This is a genomic window from Furfurilactobacillus milii (assembly GCF_021654115.1).
Classification (GTDB): Bacteria; Bacillota; Bacilli; order Lactobacillales; family Lactobacillaceae; genus Furfurilactobacillus; species Furfurilactobacillus milii.
Map to the genome: position 1 here is coordinate 103135 of NZ_JAIWJF010000007.1, position 26602 is coordinate 129736.

Annotated in this window: 20 protein-coding genes; 17 read left to right on the top strand and 3 right to left on the bottom strand. The window is 42.9% G+C overall.

All coding sequences use genetic code 11. From position 1 onward, the window contains the following. The first annotated feature begins 29 nt into the window (after positions 1–29). The 5 genes from LDK34_RS09545 to LDK34_RS09565 all read left to right on the top strand — a co-directional run bounded on the left by LDK34_RS09545 (position 30) and on the right by LDK34_RS09565 (position 3874). Complete coding sequence (locus tag LDK34_RS09545) at positions 30–686, top strand: ABC transporter ATP-binding protein (protein ID WP_178941907.1); 657 nt, start codon at positions 30–32, stop codon at positions 684–686. Beyond that, the gene (locus LDK34_RS09550; protein ID WP_017260826.1) at positions 679–1461 is read left to right on the top strand and encodes an ABC transporter permease; all 783 of its coding nucleotides are present in this window, start codon (positions 679–681) and stop codon (positions 1459–1461) included. Before LDK34_RS09545 ends, LDK34_RS09550 begins: the two co-directional genes overlap by 8 nt. A 403-nt stretch (positions 1462–1864) precedes the next feature. Beyond that, positions 1865–2344 (top strand): PH domain-containing protein, encoded by a 480-nt coding sequence (locus LDK34_RS09555; RefSeq protein ID WP_236941792.1) that lies wholly within the window; start codon positions 1865–1867, stop codon positions 2342–2344. After that, entirely contained in the window at positions 2334–2546 is a 213-nt protein-coding gene (locus LDK34_RS09560) for a hypothetical protein (protein ID WP_236941793.1), read from the top strand. The genes LDK34_RS09555 and LDK34_RS09560 overlap by 11 nt, the downstream gene beginning before the upstream one ends. Further along, complete coding sequence (locus LDK34_RS09565; RefSeq protein ID WP_236941794.1) at positions 2513–3874, top strand: PH domain-containing protein; 1362 nt, start codon at positions 2513–2515, stop codon at positions 3872–3874. The genes LDK34_RS09560 and LDK34_RS09565 overlap by 34 nt, the downstream gene beginning before the upstream one ends. 78 nt (positions 3875–3952) lie before the next feature. Here LDK34_RS09565 and LDK34_RS09570 read toward each other — a convergent pair whose 3' ends face one another. Beyond that, the gene (locus tag LDK34_RS09570) at positions 3953–4912 is read right to left on the bottom strand and encodes a DUF4097 family beta strand repeat-containing protein (RefSeq protein WP_236941795.1); all 960 of its coding nucleotides are present in this window, start codon (positions 4910–4912) and stop codon (positions 3953–3955) included. A gap of 92 nt (positions 4913–5004) precedes the next feature. Further along, on the bottom strand, positions 5005–5913 hold the full coding sequence (locus tag LDK34_RS09575; protein ID WP_178941911.1) for a hypothetical protein: 909 nt from the start codon (positions 5911–5913) through the stop codon (positions 5005–5007). A gap of 380 nt (positions 5914–6293) precedes the next feature. On the opposite strand from LDK34_RS09575, the gene LDK34_RS09580 reads away from it, so the two are divergent. The 8 genes from LDK34_RS09580 (at position 6294) to LDK34_RS09615 (ending at position 20411) form a co-directional block, all read left to right on the top strand. Next, a complete protein-coding gene (locus LDK34_RS09580; RefSeq protein ID WP_236941796.1) occupies positions 6294–11867 on the top strand; it encodes a KxYKxGKxW signal peptide domain-containing protein in 5574 nt (1857 codons plus the stop codon). 160 nt (positions 11868–12027) lie between these two features. Further along, positions 12028–13530 carry a glycosyltransferase gene (locus tag LDK34_RS09585; RefSeq protein WP_236941797.1) on the top strand — a complete coding sequence of 501 codons (1503 nt, stop codon included), beginning with the start codon at positions 12028–12030 and terminating at the stop codon, positions 13528–13530. Between the two features lie 13 nt (positions 13531–13543). Then, a complete protein-coding gene (asp1, locus tag LDK34_RS09590) occupies positions 13544–15046 on the top strand; it encodes an accessory Sec system glycosyltransferase Asp1 (RefSeq protein WP_178941915.1) in 1503 nt (500 codons plus the stop codon). A gap of 353 nt (positions 15047–15399) precedes the next feature. Then, the gene (locus LDK34_RS09595) at positions 15400–17319 is read left to right on the top strand and encodes an ABC transporter ATP-binding protein/permease (protein WP_178941916.1); all 1920 of its coding nucleotides are present in this window, start codon (positions 15400–15402) and stop codon (positions 17317–17319) included. 200 nt (positions 17320–17519) lie between these two features. Continuing rightward, the gene (locus LDK34_RS09600) at positions 17520–18110 is read left to right on the top strand and encodes a type IV toxin-antitoxin system AbiEi family antitoxin domain-containing protein (protein ID WP_178913624.1); all 591 of its coding nucleotides are present in this window, start codon (positions 17520–17522) and stop codon (positions 18108–18110) included. Then, positions 18107–18970, top strand: coding sequence for a nucleotidyl transferase AbiEii/AbiGii toxin family protein (locus LDK34_RS09605; protein ID WP_178941917.1), 864 nt, complete (start codon positions 18107–18109; stop codon positions 18968–18970). The genes LDK34_RS09600 and LDK34_RS09605 overlap by 4 nt, the downstream gene beginning before the upstream one ends. A gap of 37 nt (positions 18971–19007) precedes the next feature. Continuing rightward, on the top strand, positions 19008–20024 hold the full coding sequence (lplA, locus tag LDK34_RS09610) for a lipoate--protein ligase (protein ID WP_178941918.1): 1017 nt from the start codon (positions 19008–19010) through the stop codon (positions 20022–20024). Positions 20025–20129: 105 nt separating this feature from the next. Then, positions 20130–20411 carry a helix-turn-helix domain-containing protein gene (locus LDK34_RS09615; protein WP_178941919.1) on the top strand — a complete coding sequence of 94 codons (282 nt, stop codon included), beginning with the start codon at positions 20130–20132 and terminating at the stop codon, positions 20409–20411. A gap of 62 nt (positions 20412–20473) precedes the next feature. On the opposite strand, the gene LDK34_RS09620 is transcribed toward LDK34_RS09615, so the two are convergent. Beyond that, positions 20474–21376: a LysR family transcriptional regulator gene (locus LDK34_RS09620; protein ID WP_178941920.1), complete on the bottom strand. Its 903-nt coding sequence runs from the start codon at positions 21374–21376 to the stop codon at positions 20474–20476. Between the two features lie 1124 nt (positions 21377–22500). On the opposite strand from LDK34_RS09620, the gene LDK34_RS09625 reads away from it, so the two are divergent. From LDK34_RS09625 to noc, 4 genes are all read left to right on the top strand, one after another. Next, on the top strand, positions 22501–23772 hold the full coding sequence (locus tag LDK34_RS09625) for a NupC/NupG family nucleoside CNT transporter (protein WP_178913628.1): 1272 nt from the start codon (positions 22501–22503) through the stop codon (positions 23770–23772). Positions 23773–24260: 488 nt separating this feature from the next. Then, positions 24261–24821: a VanZ family protein gene (locus tag LDK34_RS09630; protein WP_178941921.1), complete on the top strand. Its 561-nt coding sequence runs from the start codon at positions 24261–24263 to the stop codon at positions 24819–24821. 167 nt (positions 24822–24988) lie between these two features. Beyond that, positions 24989–25720, top strand: a complete 732-nt coding sequence (gene rsmG, locus LDK34_RS09635) for a 16S rRNA (guanine(527)-N(7))-methyltransferase RsmG (protein WP_178941922.1) — start codon at positions 24989–24991, stop codon at positions 25718–25720. A 24-nt stretch (positions 25721–25744) separates the two neighbouring features. Further along, the gene (gene noc / locus LDK34_RS09640; RefSeq protein WP_178941923.1) at positions 25745–26593 is read left to right on the top strand and encodes a nucleoid occlusion protein; all 849 of its coding nucleotides are present in this window, start codon (positions 25745–25747) and stop codon (positions 26591–26593) included. The last annotated feature ends 9 nt before the right edge of the window (positions 26594–26602 follow it).

Consider the following 26602-nt stretch of genomic DNA (forward strand, 5'->3'; position numbering starts at 1 on the left):
TTAGATTAAATGATGAAAGTGGTGACACAATGACAGCATTACTGACAATGACCGATATTGACTACCGAGTTGGGGAGCGCCAAATTCTGACGAAAATCAATTTGCGGTTAGAAAAAGAGAGTAACTTGATGGTAGTGGGCCCCTCTGGTTCGGGTAAAAGCACGATTCTCCAAATTATGGCGCGGATGATCTCGCCGAGCGCTGGTCAAATGACATTTGATGGTCATGATGCGTTTACTTACGATCCGATGGTCTACCGTCGTCGGGTTTCGTATTGTTTTCAACAACCAACACTGTTTGGCAAAACGGTGGCTGACAACCTTAACTTTCCGTTTGAAATTCGTAACCAAAGTGTTGATGAAACGCGCCAGCACGAATTGCTCGCCCAAGTAAACCTATCCCCGGATTATTTGAATCATGACATCACAGGGTTGTCAGGGGGTGAGCGACAACGAGTGGCACTTATTCGTAATCTGGTGTTTGTACCAGACATTTTGTTGCTCGATGAAGTAACGACTGGTTTGGATACAGATAATAAAGCCATCGTGCACAGCCTAGTTGATCATTATCGTGATCGCGGGGGCACCGTGGTGTGGATTACTCATGATGAAAGTGAAATTGCTGCCGCGGATGATTTATATGAAGTTGTAGCGGGCAAACACACTCAGGAGGTACGTCATGCATAATGCGGTGAATGTTAATAATGTAAGTTTAGCGTTTGCAGCTGGCCTCGTGCTGGTTGCACTATTTATTGGCTGGCGTCAGAAGCTTGGTGTTGACCGCGATATGATTATCGGCGTGGTTCGTGCCATTATTCAGCTAACAATTGTTGGTTTCTTACTGAAATATATCTTTGCAGTCAACAACGTGTTGCTCACATTAGCGATGATTTTGGTCATCATCTTTAATGCGGCTTATAATGCGATGAAACGGGGAAAGGGAATTCCAAACATTTTTTGGTCATCTTTTTGGTCCATCCTAATCAGCACTTCAGTGACGCTAAGTGGTTTAGTTTTGGCGGGCGCGATTAAGTTTGTCCCGTCACAGATGATTCCAATTTCAGGCATGATTGCCAGTAACTCAATGGTTGCGATTGGCCTTTGTTATCGCAATATGCGGACGCTTTTTCGGGACCAACGCCAACAAGTGTTGGAACGTTTAGCCTTAGGTGCCAGTGTGCACGATTCCGCAATTGGCATCGTCCGCGAGTGTATCAAAACGGGAATGCAGCCAACGATTGACGCATCTAAGACTTACGGGATCGTTAGTTTACCGGGGATGATGTCCGGACTGATTTTCGCCGGTGTTGACCCGGTTTATGCCATTAAATATCAGATTATGGTGGTGTTTATGTTACTGTCAGCGACGAGCCTTGGTTCTGTCAGCGCTTGTTACATCGCTTACCGCCGTTTCTTTAATGACCAACAACAGTTAATTAGCGCATCGGATAACGGCAAATAGTTTTCCACAAAACGTGTGGGGAGAGTGTTTGCCGTTACGTCGATTAGAGACGTCGTAGCGTGGGGACCGGTCTCAGCCTCCTGAGAACCGGAGTCTTCTACCTCGATTCTGAGCCGAATAGTTCATCGTCTCAGAACTCGTCCCACAACACTAAATGGCCCCAAATCAGGCCATAAGTGTTGTCGACACGGTGCTCTGTCTCTAATCGACTTCACTTCATTGCAGCCACATGTGAGAGATGCCACTCTGTTGATACTGTGGTAGTAAACGCTATTCAAAAAAATTTTATTCAAAAAAGTGGCGGTGTTATTGGTACACCGCCACTTTTTCGGTATAGTGTGACTAACAAGTTTGAATTGTGTTGCTGTTGATGGAGATCTAGGCAACAGGTGGGGGAGAAATCTTGGAAAATGAAACGGAACAGCTGCCGCGTCAGATTACGCATGTTTGGCAATTAACAGCCGTAGTAACGGCAGTTATTATCGGTGCAATCGGCGGGGGCAGTCTGGCGATTGGACTGAGCAACAGCCTGATGTTTTTTACAGTTTGTGGGTGGCTTATTATTGGCATTGCATTGGTAACCTTAATCGCCATGTTGGCACTAGTGCCGTATCGTTGGCGGTTTTGGACTTATCGGATTAGTGACCGCGATGTTGAATTGCATAAGGGGTACTTTTTCCGCAAACAAATTGTGATTCCAATCGCTCGTGTTCAGAATGTGCAGTTGGATCAGGGACCATTTCTGCGGTGGCAGAAACTACAGGAGATCGCTATTGTGACAGCGGCGACCTCTCATAAGATTGATGGTGTCAGCCCCGAAACAGCCGAGCAGCTGAAAGAGTTAATCATGAAACTGGCAAAGGAGGCGCGTAATGACCTCTAATGGTGGTTCTCATGAGCCAACGCCAGCGCGACATTTACATGCCATTGCGTTAGTCGGTTTCTTTATCGAAACGCTGCGCGAGTGGATTGTGCCCATCGCGGGTGGTGTTATCGGTAGTTTGGCGCTTTACCGCAAACATCCGACACTTTTGCCGGCGTCATTGCAATATTGGCAGTCTTTGCGCTGGTGTGGCCGCTGTTGAAGTACTTTACCTTTACGTATCAACTACTTGACCAGGAAATTTATGTCAAACATGGGTTAATTTTTCGGAAGCAGAATCACGTTCCTTACGATCGCATCCAAAATGTGGCAGTCAAACAGTGGTTTTTTCTCAAGCCATTTGATTTAGTCACACTAGAAGTCGAAACGGCTGGCCATTCCGATGAGGGACCGGAAGTGACACTCATCGCTGTGCCGTTGAGTTTACGTGATGAACTTGCGTCCCGGCGGCGTTTGGCAAACATCGCCGATGGTGAGAATCAAACAGTGCCTAGGCCTGCAAACAGAGCGTCACCTGAGTCACAGTCAGCGACGAACGGGACGATCAGTCAACCAACTGCCGTTTACGAAATCGCGACAAGGGATCTGTTGAAGTTTGCGGTGACCTCACCAGCGTTCCTAACAGCATTATTAGCGATTATGGCGGTGTATGGTCGTTTGCAAAAACTCATTTCTGAACAGTTATTAAATACGGCTGTCAAAGACTTGGGCCAGGCTGGTTGGGTCGTAATTGCGCTGGGAATGTTGGCGGTGGTGCTTGTTTTGTATCTGGGCTCAATTGTCGTCATTGTCATTCAGTACTATCGATTTACATTGAGCTTGTCAGACGGTCAACTGACCACGGTCCGTGGGTTGTTTCAGCGGAACACGGTGACGTTAGCGCAAAGTCGCATTCAGGCTGTGCGAGTTAGCCAACCATTGTTGCGGTCTTGGTTGCACATGGCGACAGTCAAACTAATCGTGGTGTCGAACTCGAAAAAAGAAAAAGACACGGAAAACGTGGTGATTATGCCATTGATTGCGGAATCTGATGTAGATGACTTCTTGCAACGGTTTGTCACTGACATTCCTACTGGGCAGGTTAGCCCTAGTCGTCAAAGTGGACGTACTTTATACTATCAACTACGCAATTTTGGACTAGTTGCGCTGGGAATAGTCCTTGCGATGACGGGGATGACATTTCCGTGGCCGCGGGTGGCGGTGATTGCAGACAGTATCACCATTGTGCTGGTGGTCTTGTTGCTGATCATTCCTGCTTATCTAACGGCACGGCGAACACAAGTACAGGTGTTGAATGCTCGTTTTGCGTTTGCTCAGACGAACTTTTTATTTACTCGTGAGCAATATTATTTGCCGCGGCAAAACGTGCAATCGTTGTTGGTCAAACAGAGCAAGTGGCTGCAACAACGCCACTTTGCGTCACTAACACTTAATGTTCGTGCTGGCAGCGAAGGGCGTAAAGTGACTGTGCGTTATTTACCGGATGAAGCGATTTATTCAGTGTATGACTGGTACCGGCAGTCAGATTAATTTAAAGCATGAAACAAACGAAACAGGCTTCAGTGCCATGGCGAGATGTCATGGACTGAAGCCTGTTTTTTAGTGTCCTTATCGTGTTTCGAGTGCCAACGAACCAACAACTGTCATCATGCTGATCATCAAGTCAGATGGATCACCGATGGCGCCAGTTTGGTAGTTGCGCTCGTTATTTGAATAATGCGCGTTATCAGGTGTCTTTAGACTCCCAATCGATGTTTCCAAGTTGAAACCATAATCTAATTCTCGTGGCACTTGCAAACGGACGGAACCGGCAGATGACTCGGCGGATAGGTTGCCGTCAACTTCCGCAAAACACAGTTTGGCCGTGCCACTGGTTACTTCAAAGCGACCGTGACCATGAGCGTCATCCAGCCGAAGCGAACCGGCTGAGCAACGAACGGAGTAATTACCGCGGGTGTTCATCAAATGGACGTTGCCACTCATGGCATTAATTGTGTAGTCATCAGCAGTAAGGCTGCGACCTTTAATGGTACCAGTGATGGAATCAATACTTAGGCTGCTCGTTTCTACATCATCTAACGATATAGCACCGCTGGTTGACGTAATCGCTAAACTACGCAACTTATGCAAATTATCGATTTCGATTGGACCACTGACTGAACTGATTTCCAGACGGCCATGATAGGTGGTCGGAATCTCCAGTTCAATGCGAATGTTGAGGTTGTCACGTGCTGGCCGTTCACCAGCTATGATGGCCAACGTGTCGTCCTCATGTTTGACATGCGCATAATACGAAGCTTCATCTACCAACATATATTCACGCACCGTTAGTTCGGAACGATCCGTGGACTGTAACACAATGTCAGCCGCCGAATAATTAATCGTCAGATGCGCCACGTCGTCCAGCGATTCCGTAAAGGCGTTCACTAACATTGGCGCGTGCGTATCCACCCCGATTTCAAACGTCACCTTGCCATTCTCATGACTTGCTCGATGAATAAAGAAATTCCCCAGTCGACTCATTAAAACCATCACCACCGTCAGCATATTTTGACAGTATCGTAGCATGGCTTACGCGCCCTGTGAATAGGGATTGTGTACTTTTTAATTGTCGTTATGAAAGTTTAAGGAAGTTGATTGAAATTGTCATTTGATAATGCTTAAAACACTTGATACAGTGGGTGACCGAGATTTCCCAGGCTTTCACTAATAAAGTTGCGTTCGAACAATTGAATAAATTCATTGAGTTGATCAGCATAAACAGGTTCATCGAGATCGCGCAAGATGCTGGTCAACGAGCTTAACTGACTGGAAGCAAATTTTTGCGGATGGCTGAGCCAAGTATTTAGAGAGTTAATCAAACGAATATAAACAGACATAGCCAACGTACTATCAAGAACCTTGTGTTTGCGGAATTGTTTGCTAACGCGCATAAAATCAAATTGCGACTGATTCATGATGGCCAATAAAGCAAAGTTGACAAGAAAATAACCGTAGGCTTTCTGAACATCGAAACGGTCTAGATGAGATTCAAAAGCCTTACAGGCTGGACTGAATAGGGAACTTAACGCAAGAAATGGAATGAACTGTGTTGATAACCCTAACATAATTAAACTTGATGATGTCCACGTGGTAACACTTGTGAAATATCGATTGAGGTCTTGTTGATAGTGGTAAGGATGACCATGTGCTCTATCTAAACAAGATTGAGTCAACCAAATGTAGTGGAGATAACGCGGCGTTGGGTAATCGTTGTTGGCTTTTTGCAGCAGCAGTAACAATGTTTGCAAGGCGCGTTCGTTTATTTTACCTGTCGAAACCGAATGCAAATAAGTGGTGAAAAATTGCTGGTTTGTGATGTCTTCAGGACTATGCAAATTGATAAAGTCCGTCAGAGAACTGTCTAGTCGATCTAGCAGTTGAATAAACTTAGCTGCTGATATGTCTGTCCCATCATGGGTGAAACGATAATAAGTACTCGATGACATAATCCCAGTAATAAGTTGGTGAATACTAACATTATTTAGTTGGCGAAGGGCATCTAAAGATGGCCCGAGTTTATTTTTCAATGTTTAAACCAACTTTCTCTGCTAAAGCTTTTGCAAAAAAATGACATAGTAAATCAGCAAAAGTTTTAGCAACTAAATAAGAATTATATCTAAACTAAGATTTCACTAAAACTAATTATCACTAAACGGCTTCGTCCCCTATACGCATTAATTACGTCGAAACGTGTGAGCAAAGCCAGCAAATAAGGTTAAATAACAGTTGGACATATTAGAAAATAACGGTTTTTATAACATATCACGAATCACCATAGAATTTTTTATTATGAACAGCTGCACATGGATGATAGCAAAATCATTGTCACATATTAACGGTTGTCGTGTAAATATTTTTTCGGTAGCGAAAAAGTTGAATGGATCAACAAACTAGGGGGTATATTGAAATGATACATCGAAATAAAAAAAATCTTCTTGCTGCTGAAACACAAGAAAAACTTCACTACAAAATGTACAAAGCAGGTAAACAGTGGCTTTTTGCAGGGCTAACGCTGTTAACACTTGGTGCTGGATTGGGCATGACTGGTCTTAGTGCTCAGGCCAGTACTGACGAAAGTGTAAGCTCAAGTTCGACTGATGAATCAAATATTAGCAGTGATTCAGCTACTGTCAATTCTCAGTCAGTCGTATTAAAAGCGAGTGTTGCAAACAATGTTGGAGTATCTTCTGTTTCATCGTCAAGTGATCAGAGCCTTTCAACGTCAAACAGTACGCAAACGACTCCAGATAATTCTTCGGCTAATGTATCAGCAGTACAACAGCAACAAAGCAATGCTGATACATCTAAAATAAACCAAAGTGTGAGCTCTGGGTCAGATACAACAAAAATAGAAGGCGCAGCAGATGCATCAAGTGTGTCTTCCTCAAATACAAAGTTGAGCGATGCGGCGGCAACTGGGACAAGTCAAAGCACAGATTCTAAGTCTGATTCATCAAGCACAGAAAGTTCAGTAATCACATCTAAAGACTCATTATCTGTTCAGCAAAGTACGACGGATCAGTCGGCATCTACTGTGAATGGTTCAGACACTAGCGAAGCAAAAACAACTCAAACAAGTGATTCAACGCTCAATTCTGACACGGTTTCGGGAAAACAATCTGATAATAGTCAAACTAGTAGTGTGCTTGCACCGCTCAATAATGCCAGCGCATCAGTTTCACAGGAGAGTGTGCAGTCTCAATCTGCAGTTGGAGCCTTGAATTCAACGTCTGTATCAACAACTGGTGTAATGAGTGATTCTGCTCAGCAAGTACCTGAACAGACACAAAGTTCGGCAGCAACTAGTTCCGATAATGTGAATAAATTAATTAGTCAATTACCAACAAATGCGGTTGTTACTGCACAGGATGGAAAGATAATTGTTAGTGGCTTGCAAAGTGCTCAACTTTCGGTCGCTAAAGCAATTATTACAGCTGCAGGGATACAACAAGAAGTAGATATTGTTCGGAATGATGCTTCTGAGAATCTAAATGGATTGACAATTAATCCCGACGAAGTTGCAGGTGCTAGCTATGTGACTGCCAATGATAGTGACTATCAAAATGGCTACAATACAGCTGGGAAAGACACTAATATAATGGGGCCAAGTCAATTTTATGGCCTGGGTCTTTGGCTGACCAGCGCGTTGGCTGGCACATCTGATATTTCAGGTTATCTTGCACAACTAGCTACCGGTCAGTGGTTTAAAATGACTGCTTTTTCTAGTATGACAACTAATCAAGTGCAATCGTTTGTGGCTGGATATCGATTCTATATGGCTAAGGTTTACAACGAAGCGATGGCGTACACTAAAGCCATTTTGCATGATTTACCTGTCGCAACCTCTTCAACCTCTACTAATTACTATGATGAGCTTTCAAATGCGTTCTTCGAAACTGCAAATCAGGCACAAACTGGTACTGTTAAAAACAGTATAAATGCTGTTGCGAAACTTTTGATGGGATTTTCTAATGCGACTTCAAATACAGTTTTAACCCCAACAAAGGACGCTGATGGCAGTCAAATTCCTGTTGGACCATATTTGAACACAGACTATGAAGTTTATAAATATGTTGGTTATAAAGCGTCTGATGATTCTTACACATTTTTAAAAACAAATACAGCGAGTGGCTATGACCGAATTATAGATTTGACAGAACTTGAACCTGTTGTTGGAGCTGTATTTGTGCCATATATTTCACTGATTGCAGATGAGGCTACTTTTAACACGATTGCTAATGCGTTTTTGTCCAGTTCTTCGATGAATACATTAGGGTTGTCGCCAACTCAAGACACAGATGCCAAAAGTGTCTACAATGCCATTGCTAATAACCTTGATGTTGTTTCTGGCGAATTGGGGATGCCGCTAACGATTTCGGAATTGGTCCAACAATTGCCAGAACTTCATTTTGGGGACCTGTATGATGGTGGAAACCCAATGTCCAGTGACTACCGTGTCATTTATGGTTATACTCATTTGATTTCGTCTAAAGGTGATGTTTTATATGTTGCTGGAGTAGACAAAGCTACTGGAAAGCCTATTATTTTTAATCCTGCAAGCGGAGTTGATACTACTGGGTATGAAACTAATGGGTTGCAGGTCAATCTAGAAAATTTACAAAAGTATGGCATACCCACTCAGTACGGTTTGTTTGATCAAATTTATACATCATTACGACACTCAATTGTTTACTCTGTTGCTGGTGCATATGCCACGGCACGGAATAAATATTTGCAAATAATTAAAGATGGCGATACAGGGACAAATGCAAGCAATTTTGAGGATTTAAAGAATAGTTTGAGTACACCACCTTCATTTTCAGATACCAGTGAGGCTGCTACTGTTCTTGCTGATAGTGTAGCTAAGTATCAGATGGCTCAGCTTATTGCTTTACAGACCAAGGCTACTACAGATAGCGATACAAATGCTGGCAGTGGTGTTCTGACGACGCAGTCTGCATTCGATAATTGGATGGAAAGTGCTACTGGGCAAAATTTGTTTGCTAGTCAGATAATGACCAATTCATCTGATAAAGATAAGATTGCTGATTCGGGTGCGCTTGGTTATACTGCTGCTTCAAATTACGCCAGTTTCAGTGGTGCAACTAAGCAGTTGTACTACGATGTGTACTTGTCTGGATTAGACAAAACTAAATATTCAGTTATTACCGTTAAATTTGTTGGTGTAGATGCGAACAATAATCCAGTAACGAATGCTGATATTGCTGCTCTGAATACAAAAGTGCCAGTTCAATTGGCAGCTGTTGATGACGATGCACAAGGGCAACCAGTTAATACGACTTATCTTTTGGGCAAAGACTTACTTCCTAACACACCTTCTGGCTGGTCATATGCGACAAACTCTACGGCAATTAAGCAGAACGACGCACTTTTGGTCTCCAAATATAGCACTAGTTATTCATATACAGTTAAATTAATTCAGACTTCGCAAAAGACGTTTACACCAGTAGATACGTCTGGTAATGCTATCGGTGATTCTTGGACTGACAGTGGCGTTATTGGTGGAACTTTTGATGAGTCCTCACATGTTTCGATTAGCAAGGGTTCAGATTCATATATTGTCGTTGATAAGAGTCAACTGCAAGGAACTTTTCAAAATAGTACGGACACGGTTAATGTTGTCTACTCACTGGTTCCTGCCAAAAATGTTGTCTACACTTTTCAGGCCGTTGATGCTAATGGACAAAATATTGTTGGTACATCGAATGAATCAACATCGTGGACTACCACTGGCCTAACAGGAACAAACTATGATGTCACAAATACAATAGTTTCGAAGCTAACGGGCTATACCTTGAAAGCTGGGCAGACCCTTTCAGGGTCGTTCGGAACTGCGGATCAGACAGTTAAACTCATTTATGGTTTGAATGATGAAACTGCTACGTTAACAGTGACAGTTCCGGCAGGCTTGAAAGTTAGCACTGCTTATTACCAGGTTGATGGAACTTCTGATACAAAGTCTGTTGCTTTGGCTAATGGGGCCAAGGATGGTCAGCTGACTGGGTCAATTTCTGGGGTTTCGTATGGACAAAACGTCAGTGTTTGGCTTGGAAGTGATGTATTATCTGCAGGATATGAAGTATCAAGTAAGGATTCTGTACAACATTTACAGTTAAGCGATGGGTTGAATGCATTAGCATTAGTCGTTGTTGGCGCTTCAGAAACAGTTAGTGTTGCAGTTTTGAATAAGCCTAAGAATGTTAGTTCCTTTGCCTATACGGTTAATGATGGAACTAGTCAGTCGTCTGATTTTCCGGGATCGTTATCATTGAAATATGGCGATGTTGTGGTTATTACACCAACGGCTGTTGACAATGTGCTGCCAGACGTTAAATTAACGTCTGGTTCTGGAACGATTGTTAAGAACACTGATGGCAAGAGTTTTACCTATACAGTTGATGGCGAAGCTAGTCAGGCGATTACAATTGATTATTCTAATGTCTTCCAGGCGGAAGCCAGCGATGCCGGCAAGGCAGCGAGTGATGCATCAGCTTCCTCAAGTGATGCCTCAAGTGATGCCAGTGCAGCAGCGAGTGACGCGAGTGCGGCGGGCCAAGAGACGCCAAGTACCAGTGCGGTTAAGTCGGATGCGAGTGCGGCCAGCGATGCTTCAAAGAAGGCTAGTGCAGCAGCTTCTGATGCCAGTGCCGCGGCTAGTGCGGCAGCTTCTGATGCGAGTGCGGCGGCCAGCGATGCGAGTGCGGGCCTTGATCCAAGCAGCGATACGAGTGCGGCTCAAAGTGATGCCAGCGCGGCCGGTAAGGCAGCGAGTGATGCGAAGGTAGCGGCTAGTGACGCTAAGGCGAAAGCCAGCGATGCGGCTAGTGATGCGAGTGCGGCCACGAGTGACGCCGCGAAGGCATCCAGTGACGCCGGCACGAAGGCTGGTGCGGCTACAAGTGATGCGAGCGCAGCGGCCAGTGATGCCGGTAAGGCAGCCAGTGACGCCAACAAAGCGGGTAGCGAAGCACCAAGTGACAGTGCGGTTAAGTCGGATGTTTCCGCAGCAACTAGTGACGCGAAAGCAGCGAGTGATGCGGCTACGAAGGCTAGTGATGAAGCTAGTGACGCCAAGGCGAAGGCCAGCGACGCGGCGAGTGATGCGAAAGCCGGTCTTGATCCAAGCAGTGATGCGAAAGCGGCCAGTGATGCGGCTAGTGACGCAGCTTCTGATGCCAGTGACGCTAAGACGAAAGCCAGTGACGCGGCCAGTGACGCGAGTGCGGCCAAGAGCGACGCCGCGAAGGCGGAAGCCAGCGATGCCGGCAAGGCAGCGAGTGATGCATCAGCTTCCTCAAGTGATGCCAGTGCAGCAGCGAGTGACGCGAGTGCGGCGGGCCAAGAGACGCCAAGTACCAGTGCGGTTAAGTCGGATGCGAGTGCGGCCAGCGATGCTTCAAAGAAGGCTAGTGCAGCAGCTTCTGATGCCAGTGCCGGCCTTGAATTTAGAGTTACGACAATGGATAATGTGCCTGCTCAGTTCTTGGCCACTTATGCTTCTGTATCTAACTCGAAATTGAGTATGCCTGTCCTTAACCCAATGCATTCTGCATATGTCCTTGTTGCAAACAATTATCAATTGACAACAGGTGTATCTAGTCAAAGCGCGACGCAGATGGGTATCAATGACTTAACCGGTGGTACCACTGGACAAGCGAGTGATACATTGAACGTTGCATCGACCGTTGGTGCTACCGAGACAAGGACGAAGGCTGCTGACGCCAAGACGACTGAGCGAAAGAGTGTTAAAACTGCAAAGTCGGCTAATACCTCTAATGAAAAGAATGTTCCGACTGAAAAGTCGAAACATTCAGCAAAGGTTTCAAAGTCAGCGAAGAAATCTAATGGTAATAACGATGCTTTAATGGTTGAAACTGGAATTGCAGTTGCAGCTATTGCGGGATTGTTCCTCTTCCTTATTTTAAAGAGAGGAAAGAAGCAAGATGACGACTTAGATTAAATAGCTTGGAGTGAGGTTTGATTAGTAGACTTTCAAGTTAGATAATCGAGGCATATAAAAAGAACAGACTTATGGTCTGTTCTTTATACATAGCAGCAAATTAATTCTAAAGGATGGGAAAATTATGTATTATTTCATAAATAACGCGTTTACCTCAACCATGTCAGGAATCGGTCATGCACAGCTCAAACGGTTTTTCCTTTTTAAACAAAACCGTGTTCCCGTGAAGTTGATAACTACTGATTTTGACTTGCGTCGTCCGAAAGCTTTGGAAGAAAAAGGAATTTCACCAAATGAAAACATTAATATGTTCGACTTTTTTGGCGGAATGGTTGGTCTAAAAAAAAGGTCATTCACATTTGATGATCTTAATATTTCCAAAGAGTACGCGGTTGAAAATGTTAATTTAGTGTTCAACGTTAGAAAAGGTAATCGACTGATTCTAAAAGTTGAAATGTTTTCAGATGATACGTCCCAAGTTAAAAAGGTTACTTATTACGACAAAAATGGTGCGACACGAGAAACTGACTGGTGGGATCCCAGAGGATTTAAGATTCTTGAACAGTATTATAACAAGGATGAAAAAATTGATGTTGAGCGTGGTGTAAATCAACAAGGGGTTGTTTTCTATGAAACGTATCATTTTGGCAAAAAATATGATAAATCTACCAATTGTTTGTACAGGATACTTAATTATCATGGTTATGACTATGAATTTGATGGCTTCAAGGAAATGGCAACATTTTTCTTTGATGAATTAATCAAGTATGATCGACAAAATGGTGAAAATGATATTTTTGTTAATGATGCTAGTCTACAACTTGGTAAAGCGTTGTTAGACACGACGGAAAAATCTTTTAAACTTATGCAATTGCATAATAATCATACAAATGATGCGGACGAGCCCTTACATTCAAGCTTAAATTTCAATTATGAATATACACTACGTCACTTTTCCAAGTGGCAGGGTGTGACTGCTCCGACTCAGACACAGGTGACCAATGTGGTTCGACGTTTTGGCAAGCATCCTGAAACATTTTTAATCCCAGTGGGTGTCATCGAAGATAAAGTCTTGAAGTCGCCGCAAATACCAATTAGTAAACGTCATCCAAATGAAATTGTTATGATTGCCCGTTTGTCTCCAGAGAAAAGAATAAATCATGCGGTTCAGGCAATGGAAAAGGTATTAAAGGTTTGTCCGAACGTTCAGTTAAATATCTATGGATATGCAAATGGTAAAACCGGAGATGAAGTCAAACAACTGGTTAAGGAAAAGCATTTGACTGATTCGATTCATTTTAAAGGGTACGTAACTGATATTCGTGATGTTTATGAGAATGCTCAACTGTCAATTTTAACGAGTACGGTTGAGGGATTACCTCTTTCCTTAATAGAAGCACAATCTTACGGTGTTCCACTAATTTCATACGATATTAATTATGGACCACGAGATGTTATTAATGATGGAAAAGATGGTTATCTTGTTAAGGGCGGCGATATAGACGAAATTGCCAAAAAAATTATCAAAGTAATGAGTGATGATGAATTGCGGCAAAAGTTGAGCCGCGGTGCGTATGAAGATCGTAATAAATATTCGTCTGAAAACGTCTGGCATGCATGGGAAAAGTTGGATGTGGCGGCTCATAATTATTTCAATAACTAAGTGAGGGAAAATTATGTATTACTTTGTGAATGAATATATTTATCCACTTAATTCAGGAATTGAATTTGCCGAGTTTAAACGTTTATCTTTGTTTAAACAAATGAACGTGCCAGCAAAGTTGGTTACCAGAATGTTTAATCCGCAACTTCATAGATTTATTGCCGATTTACCAATAAATGACGAAAGCATTATTAACATGTTTGACTTTTTTCAAGATGCGGTAAATTTAACTCCCAAAAAGGCACTTATTGCGGATGCCAAAATAAATCCTGAATATGAAGTTAGCCCAGATAGCACTGTTAGTAAGTCATATAAGGGTGATCGGCTAGTTAACAGAATTATCTTTATGGCTGGGACATATGGTCAACTGGATACTGTTGAGTATTTTGATAGATACCAAAATTTAACTAAGGCTGAGGTTTGGGACTGGCGTGGCTTTAAAAGCTGTACAAAATATTATGATATTAACAAGCATCTCATTCACGAGGAATATTTCAATACACAGGGATCGCCAGTGTTAGAGTTTGGCTATTCAAATGTTGACTCAAATCCAGAAAACATAACCTTCATTCAGCTAACTTCACGAGACGGTTATAAGCGTTATTTCGAAAATATTGATGAACTGTTTACTTACTTTTTGCAGCAATTAGATCAATCAAGTAATGAACCTAATACGTTTATTGCTGATCGGCCATTATCAACATATGCTCCGGTTCTTGCACTCAGTAATGAAACACGGAAATTTATTTACTTGCCTATGCTTCAGACAGATAGTAAGTATTCGTTGGTTGATGGGGCATTGGATGAAATCTATACACAGGCCTTTAAACCAGAAAATTTAGCTAAATTGACCGGCATCATTGTGGCAACAGAGCAGCAAAAGCTGGATATTGAACGTCGGGTTAAAGGACAAGTTGCTGTGTACGCTTTACCTGCAGCTACAATCGAAGACCAGTTGCCTAAAATTGAGGGTGTCCGCAAGAATCAAATCATCTTTGCGGGTCGGCTTGGAAATGGTAAGGGAATTACTAGACTGGTCGATGTTTTTAAGATTATTCATAACCACGAAACCGGCTTAGTACTTAAAATCTGTGGTTACGGAAATGTAAAAGACGACGCAAAAAAAGCTGTTGAAAAAGCTGGGTTAAAAGATGTTGTGAAATTTGAAGGATACCTTAAGCCAACAGAATTGATCAGTGAATATTTTTCCAGCAAGTTGTTTGTTACGACAACGGAGCAAGATGTTGAGCCACTAGCCATGACAGAGGCGGCAGCTTGTGGTTTACCACTGTGTGCCTTTGATGTAGCTTATGGACCTGCTGAAATTATTAATGATGGTAAGAACGGTATTTTAGTCTCGGATGGTCACAATCAAGAATTAGCGGATCGGATAGTCAAGCTTATTCGAAATCCGACGTTATTGCAAAATATGTCTGATGACGCAAGGAAAGGTGTTACAAGGTTCATGAATTCTAATGTTAGTCAGATGTGGAAAGAACAGATTGTCAACAGGTAGCCAAATGTCGATTTAAAACGCGACAACTTGGTTTTTGGGGGCTAATCAACGGGACAGTGGGGTGGCAACTCAGAACAATAATTAACTTTTGGTTATAGTTGGCAAAATCAATAAGGATGACAATTAAATGCTTTGAAAGTTCTATTTTATATTTAAAATAGAAAATTCTTTAAATAGTTTTTCGTACGCAATTAATAAAGGGTTATTACGTTTCTTTCCACAGGAAACAATTTAATAAGAAAGCATTACGACTATCAGTTCACCCCCGTTATCATTTGTATAACGGGGGTGAATTTGCTACTGTTAAGACCAATTTGAATTAATCATAAAATTTTGAAAACGAGGGCAATTTGATGAGCTTTCTAGAGTTGAAGGACATTCACAAATCGTACTACGTGAATAAAGAACCGTTTCCTGTTTTAAAGGGAATTAGTCTTAAGTTTGAACGGGGTGAGTTTGTTTCCATCCTGGGTGAATCTGGTGGTGGTAAGTCAACATTAATGAATATTATCGGTGGCCTTGATCACAACTATGAGGGTGATGTGTTACTGAACGGCAAGTCCATGCATTCCGCGAAGGAACAGGCAATGGATGCGTACCGTCGACAAACAATTGGATTCATTTTCCAGAGTTTCAATCTGATTAGCCACTTAACGTTGCTGGACAACGTCATGGTCAGTTTGGAAATGACCAACATGACTCATCATGAACAAGTGGAACGTGCCACGAGTTTATTGAAGCAAGTTGGCTTAGAAGATCATATTCATAAGTATCCTAACCAAATTTCTGGTGGGCAGAAGCAGCGTGTGGCGATCGCACGTGCGTTAGCTTCAGACCCTGACGTTATTATCGCGGATGAACCGACTGGTGCGTTGGATTCTCAGAACACCAAAGAAATTCTCGAGTTGATGGATGGCATTGCCGAAAGTGGCAAGCTAGTCATCTGTGTCACGCATAGTCAGGATGTAGCCAACCATGGTACGCGAATCGTTCACATGGAAGATGGGAAGATCAATGAAGATCGTGAGTTAAAGGATCCTTTCCCAATAGAAGGCAAACAGTTGTCAACGAAGACAAAGCACCTGAGTTTCCGTTCAACGTTGAAGATGAGTTTGCAGCATATGCGGTACAACACGAAGCGTAACTTACTTATTGTGTTTGGCGGTTCCATCGGGATTTTCAGTGTTATCTTGATGCTTGCACTTGGTAACGGGGTTAAGGGGTACATGAATAACCAAATCATGGACCAAATTAATCCGACGACCATTCAAGTCGCTCAAAAGACTGACAAACAGACGGCGGAAGCAGTTGAGATGAAACCGTCTGACCGCGACCGGTTGGCGAAGGTCAAAGGTGTAAAAGAAGCCATTCTTGGTACCTATGTTCCAAACGGCGTCCAGGTCGATTACAACGGCAAAACGCAGCAAATTCAGCAATTCCAAACTTGGAATAAGACTGAAAAAGAAAGTGATATCAAGACGGGGTCCAAACCTGGCGATAAGGAAATCTTACTGACCAAACGGAATGCTAAGAAGATCAGCAAAGATTACAAGTCACTAGTAGGTAAGACAGTCACCTTGAGTGTGACCGCGATGGATGACAATAATCAGCCCGTTGCGATGACCCAAAAACTCAAAGTTTCAGGGATTATCAACTCTGGTACTGACGCAATGTCGTTTGACAACTTGAAGTCGATGTACGCTGCCAAAGGTGCAAAATTACGTGCTAATTTTGTCGCGGTATCAACCAAGGACGTGCAAACAACCAAAACCGTTCAGAATAAGATCAAAGCCTTAAAGACGAACGGTAAGACAGCATATGCCATTACTGGTGTCGGGTCTATTCTTGATACGTTGAACACGTACATTTCGCTGGCATTCTATGTACTGGCAGGGATTGCGGCCATTTCGTTACTGGTTTCCGCGATTATGATCATTGTTGTCTTGTACATCAGTGTGTCTGAACGAACTAAAGAAATCGGTGTTTTACGGGCTCTCGGAGTTCGTCGTCGAGACATTCGGAACCTGTTTGTTTCCGAGGCGTTCTTCATCGGTTTGTTCAGTGCCATCTTAGGAATTGTGCTGGCTTGGATTGTTCAATTACTGATCAACCACGGTATTAATGGCTTGATTCACTACAGCATCATCCAGATGACACCTGGCTACATTATCTTCGGATTACTGGCAAGCATCATTATCAGCTTATTAGCAGCTCTAGCACCATCGCATCAGGCTGCTAAACTGGATCCAATTGAATCGTTGGCGGTGGAATAGTGAGCATGACATTCTCCGTTTAAAAGTTAAATCATTGCAAAAATCACTGTGTGGACAGAAGCCTGTCCGTACAGTGATTTTTTTGTTTTCGAAAAAATGCATTTTAACCGATTCCGACACATTCAGATGTTAAATTATACTTTTTTACATGTTTAAACATAGTTATATGGTAATATAGTGTTTAAACATGGGGGGCAAATATGCAAAAGGATTCTTTAAAAAAGTTGTTACGGTCTAACAATGGCCAAATTACACGACAACAAATTCTTCAAGCAGGGATTGATCCACACTTGTTGGTCGAACTTACACGAACTGGTAGTTTAGAACGTGTCGATCGAGGCGTTTATATTGATCCCGAAATTTTTGAAGATGATATGTATATTTTGCAATATCGTTTCAGTAAAGGTGTATTTTTCAAAGATTCTGCGTTATTTTTGCATGGAATGATTGACCGAACACCTGGTATTTATGAAATGAATTTTCCACAGAGCTATCACCCTACAGCAATTGGTCGATATCCAGTCAAAGTTTATCGTCAAAAACCCGAATGGCAAAAAATTGGTGTGGAGTTGGTGAAGAGTCCGGGGAACCATCTGGTTCGTACCTATAATGTTGAAAGAACTTTGTGTGACCTATTGAGGACACGTGATGCCTCGGACGTCGAAACAATTAAACAAGCTATGGTGTACTTCGCACAAATGAAGAATAAAGATTTACACCGTTTAAGTGAATATGCGGATATCTTTAAGGTGAAAGATAAAATTAGAGCGTACATGGAGGTTCTTCTATGAAACTTGGCTTCACCAATGGACAACAGTTCAAATCTAAAGTTCGGATGCTTGCGAGACAAAAGCATGTTAACCCGCAAATGCTTATGCAAGAAGTTGTTCTAGATGAAGTGGCAGATCGTATTGCACATTCTAGGTATCGTCATAATCTTATTCTAAAAGGTGGTTTTTTAATTGCGTCGATGTTGGGCGTTGACACCCGCTCTACAAGGGACATTGATACTGCAGTTAAGGGATTGCCGGTTAGTAGGGGAGAAGTGCAAAAGGTTTTTACAGAAATTATCAATGCAAGCAATCCGGATGATGACATCATTATTCGCATCGTGAAAATTGATGACATTCGTGTTGGAGCAGACTATGCGGGTTTTCGTGTTCACTTGCACGCAGATATTTATGCTAGCGAAGTTGAAGCAAAGATTGACGTATCGACTGGAGACACGATTACGCCAAGAGAAGTTTCATGGCATCATCATACGATATTTAATAATCAGGATATTTTAGTCATGGCTTATAATGTTGAAACGATTTTGGCCGAAAAGTTGGAGTCAATGGTGGCAAGAAAGGATCTAAATACACGTTTAAAGGAGTACTATGACTTGTATCTATTTGATAAAACACAAATACAAAACATTGATTTCAAAACATTACATTTAGCCATATTAGCAACTTCTAAAGTGAGAGGTACAAGCACACTAGTAGGCAGCTATGTTTCAATCATTGAAGAGTTAAGCGTGAATGACACACTTAAAAAATTGTGGCACAGGTATCAAGACAAAAATGAATATGCACAAGGAATTAAGTATGAAGCAACTTGTTATGCGGCAATTGATTTGGTGAAACGTAGTAAAATAGACGTGAGTTGAAGTCATTTGTTCGTTTGAAAAATCTTGAGGTGATAACATGCGTTATTTAGCTAGTCCAAGCACGGACATTCGTGAAAATTTGGCGATTGAAACATATTTAATGGAGCACGCTAATTTAGATGAACCAATTTTATATTTCTACATTAACTCTCCATGTATTATCGTCGGTCGATACCAAAACGTGCTTGAGGAAATCAATCAAGATTACGTTGACCAACACCATATCATTTTGACACGTCGAACTTCTGGTGGCGGTGCTGTATACGACGATCTTGGGAATGTTAGTTTTAGCTTTATTACCAAGGATGACGGGGATGCAGTGGGCAATTTCAAACGGTTTACGGATCCTGTCATTAACGCGTTGCACGAGATGGGTGCGACGGGCGCTGCAATGACCGGCCGTAATGATCTTACAATCGGTGGCAAGAAGTTTTCTGGTAATGCGATGCACGTTGAGAAAGGACGGATGTTTTCGCACGGCACCTTGATGTATGATGTCGACCAATCAGTGTTAACTAAGGCCTTGAACGTGCCAACTGATAAGATTGCATCGAAGGGTATTAAATCGGTTCGGAGTCGGGTTACCAACCTGAAACCACACTTTGCGCCAGCCTATCAAAACCTGACTATTGAAGAATTCAGAGATGCATTAGCAAAGAAAATTTTGAACATTAAAAACATCGAAGATGCAAATGCGTATGTATTAGATAATGAGGCGTTGGCTGGCGTTCACGATTTGGAACAACGTTACTTTGAGAACTGGGACTGGATTTATGGCAAGTCACCAGCGTTTAATGTCAAACGTCGTGAGCACTTTGAGGCGGGAACGGTGGAATTCTCGCTGAACGTAGATGAGGGTCACATCACGGATATTCAGATTACTGGCGACTTCTTTGGTCAGGCAGATATTAAAGATGTTGAAAACCGTTTGATTGGGACTAAGTACGAACTTAACGCGGTGAAGAAAGTCTTCGACAGCACGGATGTCTCAAAATACTTCGGTAAAGTCACCGAAAATGAATTGGTTGATTTGTTGATGAGACAGGGCGCTTAGAGCAACGGATCCTAAGTGTAAAAAAGGCAAAAAGGAGCAAAACACCACAGCGTGAGATTGATCATGCCAAGTCAATTCGGGATGAGAAGATTCGGAGGCACAGAGATGAAGAAAAGTTATGATTTAGATGAGTATGTTGCTGGTCAGCTAAATGATCCCGAATTCAAACGTGAGTATGATAAGGCTGATCGAGAAATTGTTGCTGCTTTGGCTGTTAAAAACTTACGAGAAGAAATGGGAATTTCTCAACGTGAATTGGCACAAGTGTCTGGGACAGCGCAATCTACAATTGTTAGAATTGAAAATGGCAATTTGGATTTAAAATTGTCGACACTTCAAAAAATTGCACAGAGTGTTGGAAAAGAATTGGAAATTAGACTCGTTTAGTTGAACCTGTTTCGGATAAAAAAGTATCCCCGTCACACCGTGATGGAGATACTTTTTTATGCTTATTGCCACAATAATTTGTCACCGTACTCGTGGCTTAAGTTTTCTCGAATGATTCGTGTTAGCCGTGTAGTGGTGGGCGCTTGTGCCAGTGACTTGTTCACGGCCAAACATAAGGTTCGATAATGTGGTTCATCAAATGGATAGATATTAATGTTCCCAGAAATTCGTTTGAGCGCCAAATCGGGTAGAACACCAAACCCTAAGCCCGCTTCAACCATTGAAATGATTGAGGCGTCATCAATGGAGTAGTTTAGCGAATTGGGTGTGACATTGTATCGGTCCAGCGTCAACTTAGTATCGCGATCGTAGTCAGAATGTTGCAGAATAAAGGTTTTATCCGCTACGTCAGCGCTGGTCATGACATGGCCGTTCTTAGGCACAAAGTCCGTCGGCGTCAAACAGTACACTTCGTCCTTGATGAGGGGATGAATCACGATGTTCTCATCGAGTGGTAGCGCCGAAAAACCCATGTCCAATGTTCCCAAACGAACGCGCTCTGCAATATCGTTGAAGTTTCCTTGGTAAACGGTGATGTTGATATCAGGATACTGCTGGCGAAACTCACGAATGATACTGGGCAGCCAATTAAGCAGTACAGATGAGAAAGCACCGATTCGAATCGTCCCGTGTGTTAACCCGTTAATATTGGCAGCTTCTTGTGCCAACCGTTGCTCAGAATTGAGAATATCTTGAATGATTGGATACACGGTGTTCCCGTCGGCAGTGAGGGTGACCCCTGTGCGACTACGAATAAACAGTGGAAAACCAAGTTGAGTTTCCAACTGACTGATTGAGTGGCTGACCGCACTTGGTGTGATATTAAGTGTTTCGGCGGCAGCAATGAATGTATGCTTATCGACCACGGTGGCAAACACCTGATAGGCAAAGGATGAAGTGGCCATGAACGTAACCTCGTTTGAATGAATTATGTTGAGTGTAGCAGGAAGCAGGGTAAACAAAAAGCCCTGGGAGAAAATTTCCCAGGGCCTTTCTTACTGCATCAGTCCGGATAAAGACTGTTTTACGCTAGAAGCGTGCGACACTCTCATCGTGGGCTGATGCCTTAAGATTATTTCCAATGGTCAAAAGACATCACCCCCTTTCATTTAATGGTAATAGACTAACGCGATCTGGCATGTTAGTCAATTGATAAAACTTGGCGGAGAATTTTTGTCACTATCAAGCTATTTCGAGGGCTTTTCACGGTTTAAAAGGAAAGCAGGTCGTAAACTACTCTCAAGAAAACGGTTGAGGTCTAGTGGTACTTGGGTGTTTGATCGTCGCAGTCAAGTTAAGTTCAACTTTTACAACGTGTCAGAAAATGAAGTGAAATCGCTTAGGAGCGGACTTTGTGTTCGATATTCACAGCGTAGAAGGAAAGTGAGACCATTGCCACAATAAAATGATCGACCATAACAGGGTGTTACTCGCACCTTCACTAGACCGAAAAAACGTTTTCCCACCCAAAGGGGCCTGCCATCATGTGGCAGGTCCTTTTTTCTTCTCTCATTTTCATTATTGGAAATTCCGAATAATGTTGCGACATTCGGTTATTTTCAAAACCATTAGTGATAGCTGATTCTTTGCTAAGGATAGAATGCCAGTAAAGCCGATATATCAATAGGTGAAGCGTTGTACTAAGTTAGAAAATAATTAAAATCATAAAAATGGCGTTCCGTTCGGAAATTACTGTCAGTAAACGTTTTCATTCGTTTTCAATATTCACGTAACCGCTCTAAAAATTAAAAAGAAGCTTCACCGGAGGAATCAATGTTTACACCTAGCTCGATTAACGGTACTATTAATTGGTCAGGGAAGGCGGACTGTACCTTTCCGTTTGCGGAGGCGTTTTCAACCAAGCCATTATTTCGTGAAAATTATTCTAAAGTCCGCTTTTCAACTGAAGGAGGGGTGAGGTTTTCGACATCGAGGTGTGCGTCGAAAAATCGATGCATAACGCTGAGTGGCTCAAATGGGAGCATTTGGGCTGAAACATACCATCATTTTGGAAAGAAGGACATATGTTATGTATTTAGTTGTTAACATCATTGGTGTTATCGTCTACTTGGCGATTGCTTGGGCACTGTCCAAGAACCGCTCGAAGATTAAGTGGCGTTCTGTTGGCATCATGGTTGTCTTAAACTTAGTTATTGCCTGGTTATTAACCAGTTTCGCCGGTGGCCGTGCCGTTGTTAAGGGTGCTGCTGATGGATTCAACTGGTTGGTGCAAGTTGCCTACAAAGGAATCAACTTCGCATTGCCTAACTGGGTTGGTGCTACGGGTACACACCCAGCACCAGTTAACTTCATTACCAGTGCTTTGCTACCAATTCTGTTGATTGTGCCATTATTCGATATCCTGACATACATTGGTGTATTGCCATGGATCATCAAATGGATTGGTCGCGGTTTAAGCTTTATCACTGGTCAACCAAAGTTCGAATCATTCTTCGCCGTTGAAATGATGTTCTTAGGTAACACTGAAGCGCTTGCCGTTTCTAAGTTACAATTGACCACCATGAAGGCTGAACGTGATGTTACTTTGGCAATGATGTCAATGAGTTGTGTTACGGCTTCAATTCTTGGTGCTTACACGCAAATGGTTCCTGGTCAATTTGTTTTGACCGCCGTTCCTTTGAACTGTATCAACGCTTTGATCGTAACCAACATGTTGAACCCTGTTGAAGTTGACCCTGAAGATGACACGATTGCTAAAATCGGTAACGTTGGTGACGAAGGCGGCGAAAGTGAAGCAGCTGCTGAAGAAACTGGCGCTGTTGAATCAAACGGCAAACGTCAACCATTCTTCTCATTCTTGGGTGACTCCATCTTAGGTGCCGGTACTTTGGTTCTGATTATCACTGCCAACGTTATTGCCTTTGTTGCCTTAGCTGGTTTGATCGATAAGTTACTTGGCTTGATTTGGAAGCCATTGTCATTGGAAAGTATCCTTGGTGTTATCATGTTCATCCCAGCTTGGTTGATGGGTTTGAACGTCCACACTGCTTGGGACTTCTCTCAATTGATGGGCTTGAAGTTAGTAACGAACGAATTCGTTGTTATGGGTGAAATTACTGGTAAAATTAACCACTTTGCCCCTCACTACCGCGCTATCTTGACTGTCTTCTTAACTTCCTTCGCTAACTTTGGGACTACTGGTATGATTATCGGTGCCTTCAAAGGTATGGTTGGTAAAGAAAAGAACGACATGATTTCTAGCAACGTTGGTTACATGTTACTTTCAGGTATCTTAGTTTCATTACTCTCAGCTGGTATGGTTGGTTTATTCGTTTGGTAATAAGCCCCATTTACTCGATTTAGAAAACTTCATTTTCTCAAATATAAAAAGACGCCCTTGTGGCGCCTTTTTTGTTACTATCAAATCGAAAAATTGATGGGCTTACTCGAAATCTTAGGTGAAAACGTAACAGTGCACGGCAACATGGAGAATGAGTGGAGTCGACAGTGGACAGAGTTTCATGGTCGCAATCGTTAGTGGCAGGGGCTTGTGCCACTTAGGATTGCAGGATGACTTTTGAGACCTGGTTTTAGGGGCTCAAAATCAAAACTCGAGACCGCTTTTGGGGCTTGAGCCGGTCCCATGAAACGGCGTCCACAGTCGACGAAATGAAATCTTAACTTCAAAATTATTCTTGTCACTGAAACAATGTCCAGAGAGTTTTACGCAACTTGTTTATGAATTTACCAAGTCTAAGCACGTGAAGCCCAAATCATCGCTGGTCAGCGTTAAGCTTACTTATGAAGACGACGAGGAGGAATGCAACGATGACGATTTTCGATCACAATGGGCTGGTAACCAGTCAAATTTTAATTGTGCCACTGTTGCTTTTCTTTACTTTGCTCGTCATAAGCGACGTTCGCCACCATCGGCTAAAGTTTGTTCGTGTGCTTTTTCAAGCCGTTTTATGTGTTTATCTATGGACGGTTTTTGACATGACGCTGTTTCCGATTAACATTAGTCGCAATATTGGCACGTTGGCGGCCAGTGGCTACACCTTCCAAGGGGCCATTGATGTGCACCCGTTAGCGATGTGGTATAACTGGCGCCAACCAACGGTTCTGTATCAATTAGCTGGTAACGGCTTGATGTTATTGCCACTGACTTTACTGTGCGGTGGCTTGTCTGCCAAGCTACGCCCATTCTGGCGCGCAATTGGACTGGCGTTTGGTACATCGCTTTTTATCGAAACATCTCAACTTGTCATGAATTACTTTAACTTCGGTGAGCGCACATTTGATTTGAACGATCTGCTTTTAAACACGCTAGGTGGATTACTTGGGTGGATTCTACTCAAGGTTGGGCTGGCGATTTGGCAACGAACCTAAGATGAAACGTAATCAAAATGAGATATCAATTTACAACCGCGACCTTGCGCAGGCAACTGGGTTAAAACCTTGTTGACATCGCTGGGCGCGGTTGTTTTATTGCCTTTTTTTCGGTAAAATGTGTAAGTACGTGAAACACACTGTTGTTTCACATTAAAGGAGTTTTTATGAACCCAGAACAGTTCAAGACTGCCCTAGCTGATCACGGGATTACCTTAACGGATCAGCAACGGGATGCTTTTGATCAGTATTTTAATTTACTGGTCGAAACCAATAAAAAATTTAATTTAACCACGATTACGGCTGAGTCAGACGTTTATCTCAAGCACTTTTATGACTCCATCACAGTCGCGTTGTTTGTGCCGGAATTGCAAACGCAATCTGTGACTTTATGCGATGTTGGTGCGGGTGCTGGTTTTCCATCGATTCCGCTGAAAATCTTGTTCCCACAATTGAAGGTCACCATTGTTGATTCGTTGAACAAGCGGATTAACTTTTTGCAAGAATTAGTGGCCACTTTGGGATTGCGTGACGTCACATTGGTCCATGATCGTGCAGAGACGTTTGGTGCAAGAAAGTCGCCGCAACGTGAGCAATTTGACTACGTTACAGGGCGTGCGCTGGCTCGAATGAGCGTCATGAGTGAGTTGTGCTTACCGCTGGTTAAAGTTGGTGGACAAATGTTGGCAATGAAGGCTAGTGGCGCCAACGAAGAACTGACGGATGCGACATACGCAATTCACACGCTTGGTGGGAAGGTCAGTCAAAGTCATCAGTTCGAGCTGCCAGTTTCTGGAGACCCACGGGAAATCATTGTTTTGGATAAGGTGCGGGCAACGCCTGGACGTTATCCACGTCGTCCCGGAACGCCAAACAAAGAACCGTTACACGCACACTAATGGTTGGTGAAAGGAAATTAACGGATGCCTTTTTCATTATTTGGGAATCGAAATAAGAGCGATGAAAAACCGCAACAGAAAATTGAACAGTTAGCGTTGACTGCCATTGAACCGAACCGTTTTCAACCGCGGCAGGTGTTTGATGAACATGCTATTGCTGAGTTGGCTGAGACGATTAGGGCACATGGGTTGCTGCAGCCGATTGTCGTTCGTGAATACGAGACCGGCAAGTATGAAATCATTGCTGGTGAACGTCGTTTTCGTGCGGTGACTTCGTTGAATTGGGAAACCATTCCGGCCATCGTTGAAAAGATGGACGATCATGAGACAGCGTCATTAGCGTTGATTGAAAACTTGCAACGCGAAGAGCTGTCGGCTGTTGAGGAGGCTCAGGCCTATCAACAATTGATGGCGCTTAACGATGTTACTCAAACCCAACTGGCTAAAGGTGTCGGCAAGAGTCAATCGGCGGTTGCCAACAAATTACGTTTGTTGAAGCTCAGTCAGCCAGTCTTGGATGCCATCAGTGCCAAGAAGATTTCTGAGCGTCACGGGCGGGCGTTGCTACCGTTAAATGCTGATCAGCAACGACACGTGTTAATGCAGATTGAAGATCGCGATATGAACGTTAAGGCTACTGAACGGTTGGTTTCAGAACTAACGACAGAAAAGCCAGTTACACCGCAGCGGCCAAAGAAACGGTTGCGAGGCTTGACGTCCGATACTCGCATCGCGGTTAATACGATTAAAGAGTCGGCCAAGATGATTCGCGACACTGGCTTATCCGTTCATGTGCACGAAGAAAACACTGATGACGGTTATCGCATCGTCATTGATTTACCAAAAGATGGTCATAGTAGCAGTAAGAATTAAGCAAAGGGA

Coding starts and splice junctions, on each gene's coding strand:
- LDK34_RS09545 (WP_178941907.1), top strand. CDS start 30: ATGACAGCATTACTGACAATGACCGATATTGACTACCGAGTTGGGGAG.
- LDK34_RS09550 (WP_017260826.1), top strand. CDS start 679: ATGCATAATGCGGTGAATGTTAATAATGTAAGTTTAGCGTTTGCAGCT.
- LDK34_RS09560 (WP_236941793.1), top strand. CDS start 2,334: ATGACCTCTAATGGTGGTTCTCATGAGCCAACGCCAGCGCGACATTTA.
- LDK34_RS09570 (WP_236941795.1), bottom strand. CDS start 4,912: ATGCTACGATACTGTCAAAATATGCTGACGGTGGTGATGGTTTTAATG.
- LDK34_RS09580 (WP_236941796.1), top strand. CDS start 6,294: ATGATACATCGAAATAAAAAAAATCTTCTTGCTGCTGAAACACAAGAA.
- LDK34_RS09585 (WP_236941797.1), top strand. CDS start 12,028: ATGTCAGGAATCGGTCATGCACAGCTCAAACGGTTTTTCCTTTTTAAA.
- asp1 (WP_178941915.1), top strand. CDS start 13,544: ATGTATTACTTTGTGAATGAATATATTTATCCACTTAATTCAGGAATT.
- LDK34_RS09595 (WP_178941916.1), top strand. CDS start 15,400: ATGAGCTTTCTAGAGTTGAAGGACATTCACAAATCGTACTACGTGAAT.
- LDK34_RS09600 (WP_178913624.1), top strand. CDS start 17,520: ATGCAAAAGGATTCTTTAAAAAAGTTGTTACGGTCTAACAATGGCCAA.
- LDK34_RS09605 (WP_178941917.1), top strand. CDS start 18,107: ATGAAACTTGGCTTCACCAATGGACAACAGTTCAAATCTAAAGTTCGG.
- lplA (WP_178941918.1), top strand. CDS start 19,008: ATGCGTTATTTAGCTAGTCCAAGCACGGACATTCGTGAAAATTTGGCG.
- LDK34_RS09615 (WP_178941919.1), top strand. CDS start 20,130: ATGAAGAAAAGTTATGATTTAGATGAGTATGTTGCTGGTCAGCTAAAT.
- LDK34_RS09620 (WP_178941920.1), bottom strand. CDS start 21,376: ATGGCCACTTCATCCTTTGCCTATCAGGTGTTTGCCACCGTGGTCGAT.
- LDK34_RS09625 (WP_178913628.1), top strand. CDS start 22,501: ATGTATTTAGTTGTTAACATCATTGGTGTTATCGTCTACTTGGCGATT.
- LDK34_RS09630 (WP_178941921.1), top strand. CDS start 24,261: ATGACGATTTTCGATCACAATGGGCTGGTAACCAGTCAAATTTTAATT.
- rsmG (WP_178941922.1), top strand. CDS start 24,989: ATGAACCCAGAACAGTTCAAGACTGCCCTAGCTGATCACGGGATTACC.
- noc (WP_178941923.1), top strand. CDS start 25,745: ATGCCTTTTTCATTATTTGGGAATCGAAATAAGAGCGATGAAAAACCG.